Annotated in this window: 22 protein-coding genes and 1 pseudogene; 15 read left to right on the plus strand and 8 right to left on the minus strand. The window is 31.2% G+C overall.

What is annotated here, in order from left to right; translation table 11 throughout:
* Positions 1-417 precede the first annotated feature (417 nt).
* The 7 genes and pseudogenes from Q0921_RS02685 (at position 418) to Q0921_RS02715 (ending at position 5,759) form a co-directional block, all read left to right on the plus strand.
* Positions 418-1,302, plus strand: a complete 885-nt coding sequence (locus Q0921_RS02685) for an AraC family transcriptional regulator (protein ID WP_299252892.1) — start codon at positions 418-420, stop codon at positions 1,300-1,302.
* A 148-nt stretch (positions 1,303-1,450) separates the two neighbouring features.
* Positions 1,451-2,512: an L-dopachrome tautomerase-related protein gene (locus Q0921_RS02690; protein ID WP_299252895.1), complete on the plus strand. Its 1,062-nt coding sequence runs from the start codon at positions 1,451-1,453 to the stop codon at positions 2,510-2,512.
* Between the two features lie 75 nt (positions 2,513-2,587).
* Complete coding sequence (locus Q0921_RS02695; RefSeq protein ID WP_299252897.1) at positions 2,588-3,376, plus strand: glycine betaine ABC transporter substrate-binding protein; 789 nt, start codon at positions 2,588-2,590, stop codon at positions 3,374-3,376.
* A gap of 134 nt (positions 3,377-3,510) precedes the next feature.
* A complete protein-coding gene (locus Q0921_RS02700; protein WP_299252900.1) occupies positions 3,511-3,675 on the plus strand; it encodes a hypothetical protein in 165 nt (54 codons plus the stop codon).
* Positions 3,662-3,910 (plus strand): annotated as a pseudogene (locus tag Q0921_RS02705) (alpha-ketoglutarate-dependent dioxygenase AlkB); the annotation flags it as partial. The gene Q0921_RS02700 and the pseudogene Q0921_RS02705, both read left to right, overlap by 14 nt.
* A gap of 11 nt (positions 3,911-3,921) precedes the next feature.
* Complete coding sequence (locus tag Q0921_RS02710) at positions 3,922-4,533, plus strand: MarC family protein (RefSeq protein WP_299252903.1); 612 nt, start codon at positions 3,922-3,924, stop codon at positions 4,531-4,533.
* 128 nt (positions 4,534-4,661) lie between these two features.
* Entirely contained in the window at positions 4,662-5,759 is a 1,098-nt protein-coding gene (locus Q0921_RS02715; RefSeq protein ID WP_299252906.1) for an L-dopachrome tautomerase-related protein, read from the plus strand.
* Positions 5,760-5,842: 83 nt separating this feature from the next.
* Here Q0921_RS02715 and Q0921_RS02720 read toward each other — a convergent pair whose 3' ends face one another.
* Positions 5,843-6,571, minus strand: coding sequence for an arylesterase (locus tag Q0921_RS02720; protein ID WP_299252909.1), 729 nt, complete (start codon positions 6,569-6,571; stop codon positions 5,843-5,845).
* A 48-nt stretch (positions 6,572-6,619) separates the two neighbouring features.
* Between Q0921_RS02720 and Q0921_RS02725 the strand changes: the two genes are divergently transcribed.
* The 3 genes from Q0921_RS02725 to Q0921_RS02735 all read left to right on the plus strand — a co-directional run bounded on the left by Q0921_RS02725 (position 6,620) and on the right by Q0921_RS02735 (position 10,652).
* Positions 6,620-7,309: an ABC transporter ATP-binding protein gene (locus tag Q0921_RS02725; protein WP_299252912.1), complete on the plus strand. Its 690-nt coding sequence runs from the start codon at positions 6,620-6,622 to the stop codon at positions 7,307-7,309.
* Positions 7,310-7,356: 47 nt separating this feature from the next.
* Entirely contained in the window at positions 7,357-9,843 is a 2,487-nt protein-coding gene (locus Q0921_RS02730; RefSeq protein ID WP_299254730.1) for an FtsX-like permease family protein, read from the plus strand.
* Between the two features lie 209 nt (positions 9,844-10,052).
* Positions 10,053-10,652, plus strand: coding sequence for a DUF6642 family protein (locus tag Q0921_RS02735; protein WP_299252916.1), 600 nt, complete (start codon positions 10,053-10,055; stop codon positions 10,650-10,652).
* A gap of 1,045 nt (positions 10,653-11,697) precedes the next feature.
* Here Q0921_RS02735 and Q0921_RS02740 read toward each other — a convergent pair.
* From Q0921_RS02740 to Q0921_RS02770, 7 genes are all read right to left on the minus strand, one after another.
* Positions 11,698-12,105 carry a hypothetical protein gene (locus Q0921_RS02740; RefSeq protein ID WP_299252919.1) on the minus strand — a complete coding sequence of 136 codons (408 nt, stop codon included), beginning with the start codon at positions 12,103-12,105 and terminating at the stop codon, positions 11,698-11,700.
* Positions 12,106-12,125: 20 nt separating this feature from the next.
* The gene (locus Q0921_RS02745) at positions 12,126-13,232 is read right to left on the minus strand and encodes a hypothetical protein (protein ID WP_299252922.1); all 1,107 of its coding nucleotides are present in this window, start codon (positions 13,230-13,232) and stop codon (positions 12,126-12,128) included.
* Position 13,233: 1 nt separating this feature from the next.
* Complete coding sequence (locus tag Q0921_RS02750; protein ID WP_299252924.1) at positions 13,234-15,393, minus strand: sensor histidine kinase; 2,160 nt, start codon at positions 15,391-15,393, stop codon at positions 13,234-13,236.
* Complete coding sequence (locus tag Q0921_RS02755) at positions 15,393-16,613, minus strand: DNA cytosine methyltransferase (RefSeq protein WP_299252928.1); 1,221 nt, start codon at positions 16,611-16,613, stop codon at positions 15,393-15,395. The genes Q0921_RS02750 and Q0921_RS02755 overlap by 1 nt, the downstream gene beginning before the upstream one ends.
* A gap of 1,004 nt (positions 16,614-17,617) precedes the next feature.
* Positions 17,618-17,908, minus strand: coding sequence for a type II toxin-antitoxin system RelE/ParE family toxin (locus tag Q0921_RS02760; RefSeq protein ID WP_299252931.1), 291 nt, complete (start codon positions 17,906-17,908; stop codon positions 17,618-17,620).
* Entirely contained in the window at positions 17,895-18,152 is a 258-nt protein-coding gene (locus Q0921_RS02765; protein ID WP_148782252.1) for a type II toxin-antitoxin system ParD family antitoxin, read from the minus strand. The genes Q0921_RS02760 and Q0921_RS02765 overlap by 14 nt, the downstream gene beginning before the upstream one ends.
* Before the next feature lie 827 nt (positions 18,153-18,979).
* Positions 18,980-19,651 (minus strand): hypothetical protein, encoded by a 672-nt coding sequence (locus tag Q0921_RS02770; protein ID WP_299252944.1) that lies wholly within the window; start codon positions 19,649-19,651, stop codon positions 18,980-18,982.
* 1,165 nt (positions 19,652-20,816) lie between these two features.
* On the opposite strand from Q0921_RS02770, the gene Q0921_RS02775 reads away from it, so the two are divergent.
* The 5 genes from Q0921_RS02775 (at position 20,817) to Q0921_RS02790 (ending at position 23,881) form a co-directional block, all read left to right on the plus strand.
* Positions 20,817-21,422: a TetR/AcrR family transcriptional regulator gene (locus Q0921_RS02775; protein ID WP_299252947.1), complete on the plus strand. Its 606-nt coding sequence runs from the start codon at positions 20,817-20,819 to the stop codon at positions 21,420-21,422.
* A gap of 62 nt (positions 21,423-21,484) precedes the next feature.
* On the plus strand, positions 21,485-21,667 hold the full coding sequence (locus Q0921_RS02780) for a hypothetical protein (RefSeq protein ID WP_299252950.1): 183 nt from the start codon (positions 21,485-21,487) through the stop codon (positions 21,665-21,667).
* A gap of 102 nt (positions 21,668-21,769) precedes the next feature.
* A complete protein-coding gene (locus Q0921_RS02785) occupies positions 21,770-22,681 on the plus strand; it encodes an NAD(P)/FAD-dependent oxidoreductase (protein ID WP_299252954.1) in 912 nt (303 codons plus the stop codon).
* 337 nt (positions 22,682-23,018) lie between these two features.
* Positions 23,019-23,129, plus strand: coding sequence for a P-loop NTPase fold protein (locus tag Q0921_RS25025; RefSeq protein ID WP_367183314.1), 111 nt, complete (start codon positions 23,019-23,021; stop codon positions 23,127-23,129).
* A gap of 128 nt (positions 23,130-23,257) precedes the next feature.
* Positions 23,258-23,881 carry a DUF1629 domain-containing protein gene (locus Q0921_RS02790; protein WP_299252958.1) on the plus strand — a complete coding sequence of 208 codons (624 nt, stop codon included), beginning with the start codon at positions 23,258-23,260 and terminating at the stop codon, positions 23,879-23,881.
* The last annotated feature ends 649 nt before the right edge of the window (positions 23,882-24,530 follow it).

Here is a 24,530-nt window from a genome sequence, read left to right on the forward strand (position 1 = left end):
GTGTGGTTCGTTAGATTATAAATTTAACAAAAATCTGATTGATTTAATCAAAGAAGATATAAATACTAATACGGTATTCGTTTTATAAACAATAGAAAGAATATCACTTACAATAATTTATTAAAAGTCTACAGTAAAAAATATCAATTTTTGTGGTCATAACTGCCTTGTAAAACTACAAAACAATGTTTCCGCATACGCCTATAAATAACGTAGGACAATCATATATTACAGCAGGAGAAACTCAAAAAAACTATTTCTTTAGATACTGATGGACAAATAGATAAAGTTGCTACACTATTTTTATACGAGGTAGTCATTTAATCTCCTAAAACACAAAATATAATGATTGCTCTAGTAGAAGGATTTTTATAGTGTATATATTTGTCACATCTAAACTATATTTTATCTATAAAGATGAAAACATATAATACTATACAGGAGCTAATGGATGATTTAGGTATTAAAAGAAAACCTATCAGTCCAAACTTTAATATTTATAAGTATAGTGAATTATCAAATCCTGAAGTAAAAAAAGAAATATTTGAACCACATAGAAAACGGTTTTTTTCGATTAATTTTCACGTTAAAAACGTTACCGCAAGAAGAATTGGATATACATATTTTGAAAAATTAGATAAAAGTATCAATTTTAATTCTCCAATGCAGCCATTTAGTATACACGGAGAAAAAAGTGTTGGTAGTGAGGGATTTGGAGTTTTTTTTACTTCAGATTTTTTTAAACCGTATAAACATAGATTTGATATTATACGGGAATTCCCTTTTTTCAAATTAAATACATTGCCATATTTTAAATTAAAGAAAGAGCTTTTTAATAATATTAATGATTTATTAGAGGAAATTCACTTAGAATATACGAACAATGCCCCCTATAACATGGAAATTATCCATTCTCAATTAATTATTTTATTGCATCGTATTAAAAGGATTAAAAGTGATAAATATCAAACCATAGAGTTAAGTAGAGCAGAAGAGATCACAAATAATTTCGAAGACCTTATCATAAAAGAAATTAACTCAAATAAAACATTACGAGAGTATGCGGAAAAACTTTTTATTTCGGCAATATATTTATCTGAATGTGTTAAAAAATCTACCGGTCAATCTGCTAAAAAAGTAATCATAGACTATAAATTGTTACAGGCAAAAGCAATGCTAAAAAGTTCTAATGAGCCTATATCCCGAATAGCTACTTCAATGGGGTATTCGGAAACAACAAACTTCATTAAATTTTTTAAAGAACATCAAGGAGTAACTCCGTTAGTATACAGAAAGAACTAGGTATATTTTCCTTAATCAATAAAGTTTTTCTTCTTCTACAAACAATTGTTGAAAGCTTAAAACCTTAATAATTATCATTTTTTATTGATTTTTGATCTAAATCAATGTATTTAATTCTTTTACTTTTGAATAAAATAAAATACAAAAAATGAAAAGGTTAATATTGATAACCGCATTATGTTCTCTGTTCATAATGTGTAAATCTAAAGAAGAAAAAAAGGAGACCGAACCAGAAATTACTAAAATAGAAGAGGTTATAAAAAAGGTGACTGAGGCTGAAATTATTTTTTCTAGTCAAGATGTAAGACCAGGTAATCTAGCTCTAACTGCAAACGGTAGGTTATTTGTGAGTATGAATCCATTGATGTCACCAACAACAAAAGTTTTTGAATTAAATACAGACGGTAAAAATTCTGCTATAGCTTATCCTAATGAAAAGCTTTCAACAGGAGAAAATTCAATTTTAAAAGGAGTAATAGGCATTAGAGCAGACAGCAAAGGAAATTTATATTTGTTAGATATGCTTGCGAAACAATTTATTGTTTGGAATACCAAAACAGAAAAGTTAGTAAAAAGAATGCCTTTAGCTAAAGATGTAGTGGTTCCTACAAGTTTTTTACAAGATTTTATTATTGATGAAAAACACAATCGTTTGATTATTGCAGATATGACGCAAGGTGATTTAAAAAGTGCACCAATTCCAGCATTTATTGTTGTTGATATTGAAACTGGAGCTTCTAAAAGAATGGCAAAAAGTCACCCTTCTATGATGCCAGAAATTGAAGGTGGTTTTGCGTTAAACCCAATAGCTATAGATCCTAATTTTGAATATGTATACTTTGGAGCATTAAATGGAAGAACTATTTATAGAGTTCCCGCGGCTAATTTTAATGATAATACAAGTCTTACAAATAATATTGAAAAGTTTGGTACAAAATCATTTTGTGATGGCATGGCTGTAGATGATAATGAAAATGTATATGTAACAAATGTTGAAAAAACAGAAATAAGTGTATTCAATAAAAAGGATGGATTTAGAACTTTAGCAACTTTACCAAAAGGTCAATCATGGCCAGATGGATTGTATGTAGCAAATGACGGATATGTTTATGGAACTGTAGATCAATTAAACAGAACTGCAGCTTTAAACAAAGGGGATGATATTAGCACAGGACCATACTTGGTGATAAGAACTCCATTATTAAAATAAAAAATAAAGATCATTTCAAAAATAAGTTTTTTTAATATTTAATTCTCCATTAATAAATCAAAAATATTGTTTGTCATGTCAAATAACAAAATAACAATTGGTGTTACCAATTTATCTTTCCACCGCATAGCAGCATCACTAGTAACTAATGTTTTAATGGATATGGGCTTTGAAGTTAATAGAATTTATGCGCATCACGAGAAAAATTTTCAAAATTTACAAGAAGGCAAAACGGACATTTTAACTTCTGCTTGGTTACCATCAAGTCATGGAGAATATAGAGCAGAGGTTCAAAAAATAGTGCCTTTAACAGATTTTGGGTTGCATTATGAGCCTTATGCTTTATGGGGAGTCCCAGATTATGTCCCAGGAAACTTAGTTTCTGAAGTATCAGACTTGTTAAAACCAGTAGTTTTAGAAAAAATGACAAAACGTATTCAGGGTATAAATCCAGGAGCAGGCATCAGTCGTTTTTCTGCAAAAATGATTGACGAATATCAACTTGGAACAAAAGGATATTCATTTCATACAGGAACAGAAGAAGATTGTTTTAGAACCTTTGAAAAGGCAGTACTCAATAAAGAATGGTTAGTGGTACCACTTTGGAAACCCCAATTCTTGCATCATAAATATACGATTAGAGAATTAAAAGACCCCATAGGTTTATTGGGTAGTGTAGATAAGGCTGTATTAGTAGTAAGAGATGATAGAGAACATTTATTCTCACCAGAACAATTAGTCGTATTAGATAACTTGAGGTTTGGAAACGAAGTAATTGCAAGTTTAGATTATAAAGTAAGCAGAGAAGGAGAAAATATAGACGAAGTAACGAAAGAATGGTTGACTAACAATAAATTACAGTAAAATGGAAGTCACAATATTAAACCAAGCTAAAAATTGGGATTATTGGACAGATAAATTAAAAGATGAGTTAAAAAATTCAGGTTCAAAAAAGTTGTAGGTGAACACTTAGCTTTTGAGAATAATATTATAAAAGTTTGGACGATTTTCATTTAAAACCTGGAAATAGGTTGCCGCTTCATTACCATGACAAATATTACTTTTGGACAGCACTGAGTGCTGGTAAAGCTAGATCATATTTTGATAATGGCTCTATAAAAGAAAGTATCTATGAAATTGGCGATACTAACAGGAGAAGATAGTTTAGGCTGGCATAGTGATGGTGAAAAAGGAGCTATTGCTTCACTGAGTTTAGTAGCTACTCGAAAATTTGTTTTCAAACAAAAAAAAACAAAAAAAAGTAAACTTTAGTTTATCAAATGGTGATCTACTAGTGATGAAAGGTGATACACAAGAACATTGGCTACACACCTTACCAAGCATAAAAAAATAAAAACACCACGAATCAATTTAATATTTAGAATTATTAATTTCTAATTAAAAAATATATGAGTGATCTATTAACCTATTCGTTAACCGTATTTATGGGATTTTTTGCTATAATGAATCCTATAGCAAATACACCAATTTTCATGGGGCTTGTTGAAGGAGAAAGTAAAAATTCTAAAAAGCAAATAGCAAAAACCGCTTCAATTACTGCATTTATTATAGTAGTCTCTTTTACTATTTTGGGAAAGTACATATTTGAATTATTTGGTATAACAATTCCTGCCTTCAAAATTACAGGAGGCATACTTATTTTTTATGTGGGTTTTGAAATGTTAATGTCTAAAAAATCAAAAATACATAATAATCAAGACCATGAAGATAAAAGTAGTTTAGCCATTTCACCTTTAGCCATACCGATATTAGCAGGACCAGGCACTATTGTAACTGCTATGAATTATACAACAAACGCAACATACACTCATGTTGGAGTTGTAATAGCTGGTTTCGGTATCATGATTACTCTTACATATATCACTTTTCTTTTAAGTGATTGGATAATCGAAAAAGTGGGTAGAAACTTAATATCAGTAATTGGAAAACTTATGGGACTAATTCTAGCTATTATAGGAACACAAATGATTACAGAAGGCATCAGTTTAACATTTAAATAAATATTGATACATAAAAACTAAAAATGAAAGTATAGATTGGAATTAGTTAAGAAAACAGTCTAGTTACTGCAGATCCCGTGACTCAATTTTATGTATTATATACCAAAGAACACACTTGAAATAAAAAGATGAAAAAACATATTATTTTATATTATTTAAGTTTTATAATTATGAGTAGTACTGCCCAAGAAAAAGGAGAAGTTTTTATGACTACAGATAATGCTGTAGGTAACATTACTTTTACGCTAAAAGGAGATTTAGTATATAGTAATCATCCATTTTTTGAACCAGAGAATAGAGTAATGATTTATGATAATAAAACAAAAACTCACAAACCATTTCCTAATAAAGCATGGAATACACCTCGCGAAACAGATGATAACTATTTAAGCAATGTGCTAGGTATTAGAAATGATAAAAATGGTATTATTTGGATGTTAGATATGGCACAACGCAATAAAGTAACACCAAAAATTGTGGGTTGGAATACTAAAACAAACAGTTTAGAGCGTATTTATTATATACCAGAATCTGCTGCTCCCAAAGAAGCACAACCTAATGATATGGTAGTAGATACCAAAAATGGTTATTTTATTATAGCAGATGAAGGTATAGGTAATGGTGGTGATGGTAGTAAAGCAGCTTTTATAGTCGTTGATATGAAAACTGGTAAAACGCGTCGTTTGTTAGAAGGTACACGCACTACACTACCAGAAAACAATCCAACAATTATAAATGGCAAACATTTGTCTGTAAATGGAAATGATTTATTAGTTGGTAATGATGGTATTACAGCTGATCAAAATTTTGAATGGATATATTATGGGCCACTAAATGGAACAAAAATTTATCGTATAAAAACTACAGATTTAGTAAACGAAGATTTAACAGAAACAGCGCTAGATAGTAAGATTGAAACATACTCAGAAAAACCAAATAATGGCGGTATGAGTATCGATATAGATGGAAACCTATACCTTACCGCTTTAGAAACCAACAGTGTAGCAGTAGTTTTAGCAAAAGATAGAAGTGTTAAAACTATGATACAGGATAAAAACTTGGAATGGCCAGATGGTGTAAGCTATAATAATGTAGACGGTTATATGTATGTTTCGGCAGCTCAAGTAAACAAAGGTGCTGAATTTAACAACGGTAAAGATATGTCTACCAAACCTTTTTATGTGTTTAGATTTAAACCTCTGGCTGAAGGAGTTCCTTTTAGATAGAATGATTTTTTTGAATCTTCTAAAATCAACAAGTCGATTTGTTTGACAATATTCTTTATTGTAGATATATCGATATTGTATGTCTAGAAATCTAACATCGGCTTTAACACCTCCCAAACCGTCTGCGCAACAATTTTATGACCTTCGACAGTAGGATGAATCCCATCATTTTGATTGAGTTCAGCGATGCCGCCCACATCCTTTAAAATAAAAGGAATAAAGGCAATATTATTCTGCTTCGCTAGGTCAGAAAAAATAGTACGAAATCCTGTAGTATATTCTTGTCCCATATTGGGTGGCAGTTGCATGCCTGCTAATATAATTTGAGTATCTGGGCTTTTTTCTTGTATCATGTCAATGATTGCTTGCAAATTAGCCCTAGTCTCCGCCAAAGGAATCCCACGTAATCCATCATTGGCACCAAGTTCTAAAAGAAAAATATCAATGGGCTGTTTCATAATCCAAGGCAAACGACTTTTACCTCCAGCGGTTGTTTCCCCACTGACACCAGAATTAATGACCGTATATGCCAAATCCAAAGAATCAATCTTTGATTGCAAAATCGCAGGATACGCATCCACCGTATCATCTAATCCATAGCCCGCAGTGATACTATCGCCAAAGCAAAGAATTGTCTTAGTAGCAGTTTTTATATCTTCAGTGGATTCTTTGATTTCTGTAGCTTCAGATGCAGTTGTCGTATTTGGAGATGTACTAGGATGCTCTCCACAACTCCACAAGAAAGAAGCTAGAATAAAATAACAAAACTTTAAGATTTTATAAGGCATTTGATCTGGTATTTTGGAAAGCATTTGTTTATTTTCAGCGTTGGACAAATGCTCATAAAATGAAACATATATATGCCAAAGATATTAAAGATAAATGATCTTGAGAAAACCTATACGAGCGGTCAAAAACAATTAACAGTATTAAAGCAGATTAATTTTGATATTGAGAAAGGTCAAACCTTTTCCATTGTAGGTCCATCGGGTAGTGGTAAGACCACCTTACTGGGCTTATGCGCCGGATTAGATAATCCAAATGCAGGAGGTGTGGAGCTTTGTGGCCATAATTTAAACGAATTGAATGAAGATGAGCGCGCACAACTACGAAATAAAGAAGTGGGTTTTATCTTTCAAAATTTTCAACTTTTACCAACCTTAACAGCATTAGAAAATGTAAGTGTGCCTTTAGAATTACAAGGAGATAAAACTGCTAAAAAAACTGCTATCACATTACTTGAAAAAGTTGGACTTGGAGATCGTATTCATCACTATCCCTCCCAATTATCCGGTGGAGAACAGCAACGTGTAGCATTAGCAAGAGCCTTTGCCAATAGACCTTCTATTTTGTTTGCAGATGAACCTACGGGTAATTTAGATGAAGAAACGGGTGAGAAAGTTATTCAGTTGTTATTTGAATTAAATAAAGAAGCTGGTACTACTTTAGTCATCATTACTCATGATATAGATCTGGCAAATCGAACCCAACAAATCCTAAAGCTCAAGGGAGGACAAATAGTAACCAACGAACGCACACAAGTCCTTTGAAAACATCATTAAATACCTCAAACCTAAATTTCGCTTGGTTATGTAAAATGGCCTATCGTGATGCCAAAGCAAGTAAAGTTCGCTTGCTTTTATTTATAGCTTCTATTATTCTTGGAATTGCTGCGGTAGTTGCTATTCAATTATTGAGTGACAACCTCAAAAGTAATATAAAACTTCAGTCCAAAAGTTTGATGGGAGCCGATTATATTATAGATGCTAGGCAAGAACCCACAGAACGTGCGCAAGCCATTATTGATTCTTTACAGCCCAATGCTAAAGAGGTAAATTTTGTATCTATGGTTGCTTTCCCAAAAAACGGAGGAACGAAGCTGGTGAAAGTGCGAGGTATTGAAGGTGCTTTTCCCTTTTACGGCACCTTAGAAACTCAACCTATTGCAGCAGCCACAACCTATCAAGATAAAAAAGGAGCATTGGTAGATGCTACGCTGATGCTTCAATTTAAGATACAACCAGGTGATTCTATAAAAGTGGGCAAGATTACAGTGCCAATCATAGGGACTTTAAAATCTATTCCTGGGAATACAGCAATTTCCACGTCTGTAGCACCTACCGTTGTGATCCCTTATGATCAGATAGAAGCTACTGAACTCTTACAATTTGGAAGCCGAAAAGAATATCAGTTTTTTTACAAAGCGACAGACACTTTAAACTTAGAGGCATTAGAAAAGAAAATAGAGCCCATGCTCGATTTTGAAAAAGCGGATTTAGATACCCATACAAGTACAAGTCGACGTTTAGGACGACGATTTGATAACTTAGGCAAGTTCTTAAATCTCGCCGCATTTATTGCGTTGCTTTTGGGATGTATCGGGATTGCAAGTTCCGTACAGATTTATATAAAGGAAAAACTGATAGCCATCGCTGTTTTAAAATGTATGGGCGCTAGTAGAAAGCAAAGTTTCTTGATTTTCTTGATTCAGATTTCGGGAATAGGAATTCTAGGAGGCCTTATAGGCTCTGGAATTGGTGTCGCGCTACAAGAGTTGTTTCCACTGATTCTTAAAGATTTCTTACCCTTTGACTTACTAATATCTGTTACCGCCAAACCATTGGTTATCGGTATTTTGTTAGGCTTGTTGATGTCTATTTTATTTGCATTACTTCCGCTATTAAGCACGTGGTATGTATCGCCTCTAAATGTATTGCGGGTAGATGAGAATTCCAAAACCTCACAAGGAACCAGGATTTGGGTATTTGCGATCATTCTTTTGTTCCTGTTTTTATTTTCCTATTGGTTATTACAAGATGCTCTATATGCATTGATATTTGTGGGTGCTACGGTTCTCACATTTATCTTATTAGGGCTAGTGGCAAAAGGGGCTATGAAATTGGTTAGGCGTTACTTTCCAAAACGATGGAATTTTACTAGTCGTCAAGGCTTGCTAAACTTGTATAGACCCAATAATCAGACTGTTGTATTGGTTTTGGCTATCGGTTTTGGCACCTTTTTAATAAGTACTTTATATTTCACAAAAGATATTTTATTATTTAAAACCAACGTAAATCAAACTACTGAAAGTGCTAATCTCATCATTTTGGATGTGCAAAATGATCAGCGAGAAGCAGTGGCAGATTATATTACTCAAAGTCAATTACCAATCATAAGCAATACACCTTTAGTCACCATGCGTATGCACAGTATCAAAGGAAGATTGGTGAGTGATATCCGCCGAGATACTACACGCCAGATAAGACGATGGATCTTAAATCATGAATTTAGAACCACCTATCGAGATACGTTAACACCTTCGGAAGAAATTGTCGAAGGGACATGGACGCCAATAGCAAAAGAAGGGGGACTTATTCCTATCTCAATTGCAGAGAATTTGGCACAAGACGCAAAAGTGACTGTTGGCGATACGATTGTATTTAATGTGCAAGGTGTGCTTATGGAAACAAACGTAGGCAGTATCCGAAAAGTAGATTGGGGACAACTACAAGTTAATTTTAATATCCTATTTCCCAAGGGAATCTTGGAGAAAGCACCACAATTTCATGTCATTTCTACCGCAGCTCCTAACGAACAAGGCTCAGCGGATGTACAACGAAATCTCGTAGCGCAATTTCCAAATGTGTCGATCATTGATTTACGACAAGTATTTACCCTTGTAGAAAGCATCTTGGACAAAGTATCGTGGATTATCAATTTTATGGCATTTTTTAGTATGATGACGGGGATAATAGTTTTGATAGGCTCCGTACGTACCAGTAAATATCAACGTATTAAAGAAAGTGTGTTGCTGCGCACCTTAGGCGCAAAAAACACTCAAATTCTTAAAATCGCTGCCCTCGAATATCTCTTTTTAGGACTCATGGGTAGTATTGTAGGCTTAGTATTAGCGGTAGGAAGCAGTCTCGGTTTAGCCCTGTTTCTATTTCAAGAGCCTTTTGTGCCTTCAGCCATCCCGTTTATAGTATTTATCCCTAGCATCACAATTTTAGTCATGATGATTGGGTTAAGTAATATCCGAACGGTCTTGCATAGTTCTCCTTTGGAAGTCTTGCGACGATAACTATAAAAACTTATTTCCCGAAACCACAGTAGGAGCGTAGGGGAAAACAACCTAAGGAAGTTCAGGGTTTACAAATTCTAAAATAACAAATAATGAGTAATGTGTGTAGAATAGATAATTACATTCTAGTTATAGTATGAAATAGCTGAAAAAATAAAAGAGTTATATTATTTTTGTGTTTTATATATCCTTTACATAAACCCTGAAATTTGTTACAGAAAAGACAGAAGTTACCCCAAGAACAATGTATAGATACAGATTATTTCATTTACTGTTTAGAAGCCGTTCATGATATAGAAACGAATAAGGTTACCGAAGCACAAAAAAGTTTAGCACAATTGACCAAACAATATGGGGTAGCCAGTATTTATAAAACATGCGACACCATTGAAGGTTTAGAAGCTAGCTTAAATACGTTGGTTTTGGATGATCATAATTTTAAAGATTATGAAATAATCTACTTGGTTATAACTGGTGAAGCAAATAGTATTTGTTTAAATGACTATTACTATAGTTTACAAGAAATTGCAGAAATTTTTGAAGGAAGATTAAAAGGAAAGATTTTACATTTTTCGAATGCAAAAGTTCTAGATTTAGACGAAGAAGAAGCACAATATTTTTTGGATATCACTGGCGCAAAAGGTGTTTCTGGGTACGGTAATGAATTTAATGGAATAAATAGCTTAAATCTTGATAAGGCATTCTTTAACTTATTTAAAGAAGATGACAATATGTTCGATGTTGTAGAAGAGTTACATCACAGGCATTACAAAATCTGTAAACTACTTGATTTTAGATTATATTATTAGATTTAGATTTTATAGTCGTAAGCTATTATATATTAATCAGAAATAAATCCGTGTAGTAGCTAAGGTTACAATGAAATAGAATATTAGAATAAAGAGGAGGTTCTTAAATATTCTATTTTACATAATATAAATTATAGTACAAATATATAATATGAGTAAAACGGCGAATAGAACTTTTTCGGTTCTATTTTACATAGATGCAGATATAGCGCCTTTAGGTCTATATCGTAAGCATTTATGTAACAGCCGTTTTACGACCTAGGTTTCATTAATATTCGTAGCTATAATGTTCTATTATGTAAAATATCCCATAATATTTATTTCTTCGTTAGAAACTTTAGTACTCGGGTCATTAAACATTTGGCTCTGGGTTTAGTACTAAATAAGAAACATTCTGCTGTTTGTACTATAATTAGTCGCTATGTAAAATTGCCACTGCCAAATGCCCTCGATTGTTTTTTAAAAAGAATTATGCTTCGCAGTAATTTTTTTAAACACAATTTGCCAACGCTTTCCAGCCGCATAAAAAAGCTAACTTTTAGATGGCTTCATAATTCTCGTATTTAATAATAATCCCACAAGATTTTTTTCTACGGGATTCTCGTTAGATTTCCGCAAGAGTATAAAATTTTCCAACCGCATCATCCACACAAAAATTTCTATACACTTGCTTACTGTAGAACTCCGATTAAACATTTTTAGATTTGAGTTTTAAAAAACTTTAGAACTCAATTTGAAAATTACGATTATAAACAGCTCATAATATTTATCTTTTTTCCTTGATGAAAAAAGAAACAAAAAAATCAAGGCTGCACAAAACTTTGGAAACAATCACGGCTCAATCGCTATATTCTAGAAAACATTGTAACTCTTTAAATTGCTTTGAACTAGCCTTAAACCTCTTTATTATTAAGAATATATATTGCTAGCCCTCTAAAATATGTACGCTCTTTCGCCTATTGTTTGAACCAAAGTTTTCTGAGGCCGTTTACCCTCCCATCATCTGGGTAAAAACGCACGCTCTATTTTACATAATATTACAAAACTAAGATTTTAGTTTATCTACCATATTATTTAAGGCATACTTTTCTAATTCCTCTATAGTTTTACTTGATATTTTTATCTCCCAATTGGATAAACTGGGCATTAAACTCACTTCGTTATTTATAAAGAAATTGTTATCGGAATCTTGTAATTCTATAGATGGAATTACATAAATAACTCTTGACTCTTTTTCTAGGATTAAAACTAAAGCGATAAACAAGTTATCGTTTAGTTCTCCTAAATCTTGCTTTAAAGTTTTAATACTTTGCTTAAAAGTATCTAAATCTAGTGGTTGTAGATAAATTTGGTTGTTCCCAATTAAAAAATCAACTCCTTCCCTCCCATTGGGTTTGAAAGTTAATTTTAACTCAAAACTAGCTAATTCAGATTTTAAGAAACCTAAAATCATTTTATTTTAGTGAAAAAAATTTATTTAAATATAGAATTAAATACTTCATCTGAATTGAAATCTGGTGAACCTTGTCTTCCATAATAATTTGAATATCTAGAAATAATATCTTTTAAAAAGGGCATAGAAACAGTCGCTATTCTTTTACATTCACCTTTTTTTAATTTACGTTCAACAGCTCTAACGCCAACAGTTGTTTTATCTTGAAAATCAATTAATCCTGCATTAATATCATTATGCTTTGGAATAAAATGGAAATTTCCACTAGAATTATTTTGAATATACTTATTTAAACGTTTACGATTATCATTAGATTTTCCTGTTGTACTATTCAAAGAACTATAATTTTTTACTTCACTTGATAAGTCTTTTATTTTGCAAAATAAAATTCTTCTAGTATTTCTATTTCCATCATGACGAATAACAATATCACATGAAGGAGTTAAAACAATATATCTAGTTCCTAGATATTCAATAATATCACCAGTGAAAATATTTTCCTTAATAGGTTTTGTTATGTAAAACTCGCTTGGGTGATAATTCTCTTCATCAAGATACTCTAACATATGAAGAATTGTGTAACGCAATAAGGATTTTTCTTTTTGTTCAGAATTTCGAGAAATATCTTTTGACCATAAGTCGATTGAAGTAGATAAGTTCTCCCAAAATATTTTATCTAGATACTTTTCAATTTGACCTTGTTTACCTATTATCTTTAAAATTCCTGTTTCTTGAATTTTAATTATGTCGTTAAAAACTTCATTGTAATCAATGCCATCTTTAGTTTTAATCCTTAAAAAATCTGATTGAATAAAATCGGGACTTACATCACCAGGTGTATTTGTTATAATATAAACTGGAAAACGTCTTTTACTATAAATTTGCTTTACTATATTATTTCCTTCTTCAGCACTTAATATATCTTCAGTAGATAATTTTAAATCAATAAATGCTGCAGACCATTCATTTTCTTCTAATGCCTTTAAACCTTCTTTTTCATTTTTCTTTATAACTGGATTTATAATGTGCTCTCCATCAAAGTCCATGTTTAAAGTTCTTATTGTATCTTCATAAGATTGAATATCATTTGGATCGTTCTCGACGATTAGAATATCGATTATTGCCATATTATTTTCTAATTTCTAATGTAAAGTATGCACCATTATCAATATCATGCGCTAATATTATTCCATTAAGTCTTTCTGCAGATTCACCAGCTATTGGTAAACCTAAACCTGTTCCATTTATTTTTTTAGAAAACCCAGGATTAAAGATTGCTGCGCTTTCGATATCATCTTTACTTATACCTAGACCATTATCCTTATAATGAACAATAATATCTTTTTTACTATCTTCTATGTAAATTGAGATTTGCTTTTTATCTTCTATTTCATTTAACCAATAAATACTATTCTCAATTAAATTTGTAAATATGATTATCATATCTTCTTCCCAACCTTTAAATAAAAGATTCTCTTCTCCCTTTAAATTAAATTCAATCGAATTTTCTTCAAAAGTCGTTTTAAAAATTGCTGCTGCTTTATCAATAGCTTTTAAAACTGAAAAATCTTTTTTATCTCCTTTGTTTTGCTTCGCTAAAGGATCTAACCTTTTAAATAAATCAGAAAGAAAAGTACTTTGTTCTTTATAATTTTCTAACCTATCTAAAATATCATCATATATTTCATCTGACCAATCACCTTTTGCTTTATAATGTTTTAACCATCTAGATAGGTTTGGAGATTGTTGCTTAAAATAACTAACAGGTTTTCTACCTTCATGCAGTAATACTGTAACAACTTTACCTAAAGTTGCTTGACCTTGATAAATAGCAATGGTTTTCTGAATATTGTTTAGAATTAATGATTTCTTTTCAGCTTCTTTTTTAATTAAGGACTTAATTTCATTAATAGTATTATCATCAGCTTTGAGAGAATCAAGTTTTTTACTAACATCTTTGGAAAGGCTTTCAAAATCAAAAAGTTCTTCTAATTCTTTTTTAGTTGTATCTTTTTTTCTTCCTTTTCCTGTTTTCTTTCTGTAATTGAATCTTCTTGATTCAAGTTCGTTTATTGTTACTTGTAAAATTTCAACAAGACCAAAATAATTTGAATCTTCTTTCAATCCATCTCGAGCACTTTTTTCTCTCAAACCAGAAATTTCTTCAGGCATTATTTCAATAAAACCGATGACTTGGTTATTACTAATTCTAAATGAAGGATTTTGTATTCTTCTTTTATCTAAATTTAACCAATCGATTCCTCCGTTTCCATATGGTCTAATCCTGAATTTTTCTCTATATAGATTAACTCCATAAGCGTCATCTAGCATTAATCTAGCTTCCCTCTTTCCAATTGCAAATTTCGTAATAGGATCGATTAAGCCTTTATCGATTAAATTTGATATAGCTTCTGGGTCTCTGTCAAAAACACGAAAATCAAATTTTATTGGACCACAATATTGTTTATCATTTTTTAATTTTATTTGAAAAGAAATCTTATCGTGTGTGGAGTTTTTATCATAATTATTTTCATAAATAGCATTAAGATTACCACTTGAATCAACATCACCGCTAATTTTGTAATCAAAAAAATCACTTATTGGTAAGGCTTCTATTTCGAAAATCTGATTGTTATACTCTTCAAATGGGCAATTAATAAAAGCTAGGTTAATATTAAAAATCTCTTTGTCATCTTTTTTGCTTAAAATTGGTGACTTTAATTTTCTTAATTCCCTTGTCAATTTTGAAAGTTCAGGTCTTCCCCATACTTCACGCTTTTCACCTCTAGCTTCAATAATTAATTTTGTAGTTGGTCTTTCTTGAGTTTTAGTTGAAATAACCTCTATTAAAACATCTTCTAAAAATTCTTCTTTTTCAAAAACCTCCCAACTTATTTCAATATTTGTACTCTCTCCTGTTTTATCAATTGAATTCAGTTTAAGTTTTTGTCCTAAAATAGCAGCTGCGTATCTTCCTATACCTTTTCTTCCTTGAAAGTTTCTCCCACTTGGACTAGTTTTTTCTTTTAATTTATTATCAGTTGCAGGTACAAGCCATTTTGTTAAAATTGTTTCTCTTGACATACCATGTCCATCATCTAATATTTCAATTAGTAATGCTTCATCTTCATATTCAAAAGTTATATTAACATCACTAGCATCAGCATCAAATGAATTTTTAACAAGTTCAATAATTGCCGCATAGGAATCACCAATTAAGTCTTCTCCTATTGTAGTAATCAGTCTAGCAGCTGGTTTTATATTAAATAAGTTATCGTTATTAGGCATTATAATATTTTAATAATTTTATTAGCAATTTCTTTTGCCATCAATGGAGGAACAGCATTTCCTATTTGTCTAAAAGCTGCACTTCTTCCTCCTTCAAAAAAGAAATCATCAGAAAAAGATTGTATTCTGGCAGCCTCTCTTACAGATAACGATCGTATTTGTTTAGTATCAGGATAAATATAATGATGACCATCTTTTGCTATATGAGCTACCATTGTATGTGAATAACCATTAGGGTCAACAACTTTATATCTATCTAAAAATGATTTTTGATTTTTGTGTGTTTTTAAATTTTCTGGTAAATCTGGATATTTAAGACGCTCTTCATTTTTCATCCATTTTTTAATTGCAATTTTATAAATTGCTAAATCTCTTTCATTATGGGGTCTAGCTAAATGTTGAGTAACAAAATCAACTCCGTTTCTAAGCTCAAATTTTTTGAGATATTCTGAACTATCAGCTTTGTATTTAGTTAAGTTATTTTGTTCTCCTGGTTTTAATTTTTTTAAATCATTAAGTAAATCACTTACTTTCCAATCTTTATTTTCTTTATCAAATTCTGGATAACTAAAACCACTATTCTTTTGCCAACCTATTAAAATGATTCTTTTTCTGTTTTGAATAACTCCAAAGTCAGCTGAATTTTGAATTGTATAATCTAACTCATAACCTATCCTTTTGAAATAAGCTCGCATATTTTTAAAATATCTGCCTTCATCAGCAGTAACTAAGCCCATTACATTTTCAAAAACAAAAACTTTTGGATTATAATTCTTTAGAAATTTTGCATATTCTTTGTATAACAGATTTCTGGGGTCATTTTTCATCCCGTCTTTATCTCTTGCTCTACCAACTAAAGAATAAGCTTGACAAGGAGGCCCTCCAACAACTAAGTCTATTTCTTTATTGCCTGCTAATTCATCAATTTTATTGAAAATTACATCATTATTCTTTCCTCCTATTCCAATATTTAGAACAGAATCAAGTAATTCTTTGTTACCATATTTTTCGAGAAAGTCTATACGAGAAATTTTTGATTGAAGATAGTCATAGTAGTTATCTAATTTTCCTTCCTCTTTTAATTTATGATAAACCAACCTTGTTTCTAAAGTTTTACAGGCATTCTCATCAATTTCAACGTGAGCAATTGGATTAAACCCTGCTTTAATAAAGCCTTCAGACAGTCCGCCAGCACCAGAAAATAAATCTATGAAGTTCATAAGTGTTCTTAAAATTGCTTAAAAATAGTCTAGTTTATTATAAAAAAGAAAGGTTTATAAGTTTATTTTAAGATAGAATCCCATTCCATACACATTCCCACTTCGCTCCTATCGTCGCTTCGGGCAAAGCGTATTCCATTACATTTTTAAAGAAACATTTGAGAAGAAAAAAATCAAAGAAAATAAGTACTTGTAAAAGCTTTTTACCCAAGCAAAGTGACATAACGCAAGTACATTATAGTACAAATATGTTTATATGAGTAAAACGGCGAATAGAACTTTTTCGGTTCTATTTTACATAGATGCAGATATAGCGCCTCTAGGTCTATATCGTCAGCATTTATGTAACAGCCGTTTTACGACCTAGGTTTCATTGATATTCGTAAGCTATAATGATATTATATAAAATATCCCAGGATAATTCTATTTCATAGCTATCGTAGCTACTGGGGTCATCATAAAAACAAAAAATAGATCGTTTAAACATCCTGCTCACATTTACGCACAGCATTCTTATTGTTTTTTAATGGAGTTTGTGATTGCTACGCAGTTGTAGCTATAATTTGCCGTTATGTACGGAATAATTCTAAAGATTAAGAATCTTTGGAATTGTTAGCGAGCTAATGCGGCTGGGGTTGCCTAACAATCGCTCGATTGTTTTTTTAGAATAATTGTGCTATCGCAACAATTTTCTAAAACACAATTATCCATCGCTTGCCAGCCACCAAAAAAAAAGCAAACACTTTTAGGTGCATTATAAATCGCGTATTTGATAAAACATCCGTGAAAAAAGTTTTTACGCGATTCTCGTGACGTTCCCACATAAGCATAAAATTACTCTACGAGATAATTTCTATGCACATGCTAACCGCAGAATACAGATTAAACTTTCTAAGAGTTTGCATTATCTTTTTCCTTGATGAAAAAGAAACAAAAAATCAAGGCTGCATAAAACTTTGGAAACAGGGCTGAAATATAATTGTATCAAAAATGTAAATTAAAATCTATAAATTCTTTTCATAATCCATACTTTGATTTAATACACGAATAATCAAAATATCAATATCTGTAGCTAAATAAAAAATAGTATGAGATTTATAAGAAAATCGTTTTAATGATAAAATAAATTCAGAGGCATCACGTCCAAGATTAGTATTGTCCGCTAATACTTGAAACAGCGTATGCATCCCTAATAAGTATCCCTTGGCTTGTTTTAACCCAAATGTTTCAATACCATATTCATACATTTTGGCAAGATCCATCTCTGCTTTTCTTGATACTTTATAAACGCCCATCTGCTCTCATACGTTCTTCGACTTCTTTCATAATATCTGGCACAGATTTATCACTAATACCACTATCCATACCTTCAGTTATAGCCGCTTTAAGTGCTGAAAATTTTGCTTTTTTAGCTTGGTCACGTCTTACTAAATCACGAAGATACTCACTGTCATTTGTGAACTCTCCTGCCTTAATTTGAGATTTTATCCACTTATCTTGTTTCTCTGTAAACGTGATCGTTTTTCTAATTGTTGACATAATTAAATGTTTAAATAATCATACTATTGGTGTAATATACAATATTCATTAAACATTCCAAAACTAAGAACTCCTAATTAATGCTCTTGTAATCACTCCCATTAAACACATTACACTCCCCTCCTGCTGTCGGCTCGTATAATAAGTGTTCCATTACCTTTTTGAAGAAACATTTCGTTAGAAAACTTTTAAAATAAACTGTAGAAGTAATAAAGCCAGCGCACCTCCTCGCCCACAATTTTAAAGATTCTCAATCTTCAAAATTATGTCGTACCAAAGCAAAGTAACCCTTCGACACGCTCAGGGTAATACATAATACAGAACATTATAGTACAAATGTATTTATTAAAGCAAATTGGCGAATAGAACTTTTTACTGTGCTAATTTTACATAGATGCAGATATAGTGCCTTTAGGTCTATATCGTCAGACAAATCGACTTTAGGAGATTCACGAAATCCACTATATCAAATATAAACCAGTGAGTAATTATGTAACAGCCGTTTTACGACCTGAATTTGATTTGTATTCGTAAGCTATAATGCCCCCAGCCGCATCATCCCGTAGATTTAATAAACTGATTCACTGATTCATAGAATCAATTTATTAAACTCGTGTAAAATATCCCAGAATGATTCTATTTCATTATCGTATCTATCGGTACTGTTATAATTAATATTTAAACTTTCAACAAATTCACTTTCACTGTAAAATGTGTTTAAATGGATGAATAACAATAATTTGTGGATGAATGAAAATTCTAAACAAGACAAAAAAACCACTTTCAATGAAGTGGTTTTAATGTAGTAGGTTGCAAAATCATATTAATTAATACCAACCACGTAAACCTGAAGTTATATCATCAAAACCATACATAGCTAAATTTGGAACGAATTTTACAGTATGTCTAGGAGTGGTAAAAGTAAGTGTTCTTCCTCCATAATTTTTATGCTCGTAAAGGCGAACATAAAAAGTTTTCTCAAGTGAATTTGTGATATGAAGAGAAGATATTCTATCGTGCCACTTAGTATTATTAGTTGCTGGCTGTTGGTCTCTTAATTCAGCTACAGAGAAACCATTATTTAACTTTATGGGAAACTGAATCGCTCCATTACTATTATAACTTCTATAATATTGATATTTAAAAAATTCTGTTCTAACAGTTCCTACAGGAATTCGTTTTTGTTCGTTCACATTATTTTGATTTGGTACTTCAAAAAAAGCGTCTAATTCTTCAGTAGTATCAAATAAATATATTTCATTTTCTTCTGCTAAATCGAATACGTGGGCAGTAAGTAAAGCTGTTTTTATTTCTTCATTTAATTTAGAGTAATCTATCGCATCGTTGTCATCTCCTTGTGTAGTATAAGAAATGCCATTATAAAAAATAGTAACTTCATTCTGTTGTTCAGAATTAGTTTGTGTTGAAATTTCTTCTTTAGAACACGAACTGATAAGAAAGACTAAAGTCATTAAAATAATTGATAAGTAATGTTTCATAGGTATTAAATTGATATTTTGATTAATTATATTTATTGTAGGTGATTTTTTATTGATTAATTCGTTCTAATTTTCACAATAAATAAATTTGAATAATACCTACTCTATTTTGGCTTTTCGGTTTCCGCCATTTTCATAAGAAAATCTAATTATATTAAATTTTCTTACTATCATAAATTAACTAAGCTATAATAAGGTTAGCGAAACTTAATTTATTTAAAATTACAACAAAAGCGAATTAATATATGCTTGAGTGGATGAATAACAATAGTTTGTGGATGAATGTATATAATTATGATACTATTTTTGTTTGAAGTTTACATTTGTCAGTATCTTATTTATATAAAATCTCATTATCAGTTATAACTTCATCTATTAAATTTAATTAAGGCTTTAATGATACCATTTTTTTAAAGGAACTTTTCGTTAGAAAACTTTTAAAATAAACTGAAGAAGTAAAAAAGCCAGCGCACCTTCTCCCACAATTTTAAAGATTCTCAATCTTCAAAATTATGTCGTACCAAAGCAAAGTGACCCTTCGATACGCTCAGGGTAATACATAACGCAGTATATTATAGCACAAATATGTATGTTTATATAAGTAAATGGAGGATACCGCGTATTTGATATAATATCATATATAACTACGTGCCAGCGTATTATATCGATAAATAGTAGCTATAATTTACTCACGGCAATAATATTTTATTGGAGTTCGTGATTGCTTCGCAGTTGCCGTTATGTACATAATATTTATCCACTGGGCTGCCAACCACTTTCTTTACACATAATTCTCCAACCGAAATAGCTAACACTTGCCCTGAGCTTGTTGAAGGGCCAAAAAAAGCAAAACTTTTAGGTATCTTATAAATCATTTATTTGATAAAACATACGTGAAAAAAGTTTTTACGCGATTTTTCGCGAGGTTAATATTGTTTTAGATGAGCTCAAGATTGCTATCGCAGTTCTCGTGAAGTTATCGCAAGAGTATTTTTAGCGTTTTTATTTTATAATACAGATATTATTATCCAGCCGCATCATCTCGATAGCTCGCATGTTTAAGCCAAAGTTTTCTGAGGCCGTTTTTAAACTTTCAGGTCCTATTTTACATAATATTATTCGATTAAGCTTTTAATCCAATAATCATACTTTCTAAACAAATTATATGTCACAATTTTGTGACATAATAAAAATAAATTACTTTTGTCTTGATATGATTATTAAAACTAAATCACGAATAATAGAATCTGCCATTGAAGTATTTAATGCTAATTACTCTGCCCCACTCCAGAAAGTAGCAGATAATGCCAATATAACAAGAAGAACATTACATCGATATTTTAAAGACCGAAATGAGCTAGTAGCTGTTTGTGAGCGAGAAATGGAAATTAGTTGTAAAAAGGCTATGATTAATGCTATTGATAGTTCAAATGAACCTTTGGTTCAATTAAAAAATATGTTAATTGCTGGAATTAATTGTGGTTCAAAATATTCTTTTTTTTATAAACTACACAAAGGAGAAAGCCATAATCATAATAAAAATAATAAGGACTGTGCTGATTACGACTATATTTATCAAAATTTCACTCAAATTATACGCGATTTACAAGAACAGAATATTATTAGTAGACAGATGACTATAGGTTGGATTCAAAATCTCCATGCTGGTATCATAATCAGTTCAGTAAGCTCAGATCTTAACAATAAAGAGACAAAATTACAGATTAAAGAATTTGCTTGGAAATCTTTTATCAAAGGTATTAGTCCTTAAAAAAATTTAAACTTGAGTGTCTCAATTTAGTGACATTTAACTAAAAATAATAAAGAAAAAATATGGTACTTATAGAAAAAGAGACGTATAAGATTAACTTAACAGATTTAGAATATCTCAAAATTCAAATAATAAACTCAGACTATACAGTAGCAATTACAGATTCTGATGGTCATGAAATATTGAAAGGTTATGGTAGTTCAATAGAAGACGCTATCAATGATTTACATCATAATCTAATTTAACTAAAATCACTAAACGAAGACGATTTATAAAACAAAGCCTATATACATCGATTATATTAACCTTTCCTACTCCCATTATTGGCTTTAAATACATCTAAAGATATGAATGAATACAAACAATTTGACGTAATTATTATAGGTGGAAGCTATGCTGGATTATCCGCCGCTTTAGGTTTAGGGCGAGCTTTGAGAAAGGTGCTTGTTATCGACAACGGTAAGCCTTGTAATCGGCAAACACCAAATTCACATAATTTTCTAACTCATGATGGTAAAAAACCTTCTGAAATAAATCAATTAGCAAAAAAAGAACTTGAAAATTATGAAACTGTTTCATTTTATGATGGACTAGTAAATTATGGTGCTAAAACTGATAAAGGTTTTATAATAAAGACAAAAAGCGATAGGACTTTTGATACCAAAAAGCTAGTATTTGCTACAGGCATAAAGGATATAATGCCTGATATCAATGGGTTTAAAGAAAGCTGGGGAATTTCTATAATCCATTGCCCATATTGTCATGGCTATGAAGTAAGAAACAAAAAAACAGGAATTTTTGGAAATGGCGAGTATGGTTTTGAGTTTTCAAAACTTATAAATAACTGGACAGAGGACTTAACGCTGTATACCGATGGGACATCTGAATTGACATCAGACCAAACCAAACAATTATCTAATCATAACATCCAAATTGTAGAGAAAGATATTACAAGTTTTAACCAAAACAATGGGTATATTAATCATATTCTTTTCAAAGATGGAACAATCTCTAAACTTGAAGCATTATATGCCAAAGCACCGTTTATTCAAAACTCAGAAATTCCAAAACAACTGGGATGTGAAATCAATGAAATGGGATATATAACAATCGATAACTTTCAAAAAACTACAGTCCCTGGCGTTTACGCTTGTGGTGACAATACCTCTTTTATGCGTTCAGTAGCTAATGCCGTGTCAATGGGTACTACAACAGCAGGTATATTAAATAAAGAACTTATTGATGAAGAATGGAATTGAAAATTAATTTATATAATTGCAATTAGTGTTACAATCCCATTCCATAAACATTCCCACTTCACTCCTATCGTCGCTTCAACAAGCTTAGGGTAATACATAACGCAAGTACATTTCCAGACAAGATTTCTTTGAAAATCTGGACTAGTAACTAAAGCTCCAGAATTTATTTTATTATAGATATCAATTAACTTAACACTGTTTGATGCTATACTCGACCATATTCTATTTGATATTTTTCTTTAAATTTTCAATACATGATTTAAACTGTTTTATTATGAGTTTTATATATTCTCAAACTTTTATTTTTTTAACTTGCAATATTAAATTTGAATAGTATTTGGATCAAGAGAATATTATATCAGTATTCGACCAATATATAAAAGCAAATAATACACAAAACGCTATTTTAATAAATGGTGGTTGGGGAACAGGAAAAACCTTTTTTTAGAAGGAAGCACTAGTCTAGTACCTAACCCTTCTGGTAGTATAAGGGGTAATGAAAAAATTATTACATATAATGGTTCTTGGACTTCAAAAGTTGGACAATAATTAAAGGGTTTTACAGAGTAAATAGATATGAAAAGTTATGATGATATATATTACTTAGTTTTTGAAATCGAAAATGAAGCGACTCTTCATTTAGAAGCGTTTCAAAAAAGTGAAAATAGAGACCCTGGACATGTATTCTTAACGTTAGGGCAGGAACCTTTGTTTTTCAACAATTCTTATAAAGATGAAGATTTGGCCGCAGGTATTAATAAGCCTTTATTAAAATCGCATATGAATATGAACGACTTGATAGTTGAGGACTCTATTAGAGAAAAACTCAAGAGTTATGATATTACGGGTGTACAGATGTACCCTTCCGTTATTGTTGATGATAAAGGAGTGTTCAATGAAAACTATTGGTACATCAATATTTATGGGCGACTTAACTGCCTTGATTTTGATAAGTGTAGAATCCGTCGCTACTCCCCTTCAGATACTCACCATAAAGTGAAAGAATATGCTTTATCTAGCCAGGTTTTGGATGGAATTCCTGAGGGCCAAAGATTAATATTTAAACCTGAAAAAACAGATATGGGGTATGTATTTGTTCATGAAAAAATAGTGAAGATTTTTCGTGATGAGGGAGTGAAGAACTTACAATTTATAAAAGTGTCTGAGTACAAGTCTGGCATGGAGTTTACTTCGCTTTAAATTTTCAATAGTTCGTTTTGAATTTGCAATAGGTAGAGAATTCAATTTGGCTGTAACTCGATAGAGTATCGATAATGATACCCTTGGCTATGAAGATGAATGCATAATAATGTTAATATAATAAGTAGTACTTGAGTAAATACCTAAAGCGCCGACGTTATTTTTCAGAATTATTGTTTAAAATATCCTGAAATTGCTGAAACTTCGCCAGTATTACTATCATTTATTTATTCCTGTTTAGTTAAGCGTGTAAATTTTTATATCAGAATTATAATCAAGAGAGAGTTTAAATATACAAAATGTTAGTACTTAATATATTATGTGAAACTACATTGGAATAGATAAAATATGTCATTCCACACACATTCCACTTCTCTCCTGCCCATTCGACAAGCTCAGGGAACACGTCGGCTCGCATAATAAGTGTTCCATTACCTTTTTTTAAGGGAACTTTTCGTTAGAAAACTTTTAAAATAAACTGTAGAGGTAATAAAGCTAGCGCACCATCCCGCTCCTACTTCAAAAGGTCTACCAGACCTTCCTCATTCGGCCGTCAAAGCAAAGTGACCCTTCGACACGCTCAGGGTAATACATAATACAGAACATTATAGTACAAATATGTTTATATAAGTAAAACGGCGAATAGAAC

Origin of the sequence: uncultured Aquimarina sp. (genome assembly GCF_947496855.1) — a bacterium.
GTDB lineage: Bacteria > Bacteroidota > Bacteroidia > Flavobacteriales > Flavobacteriaceae > Aquimarina.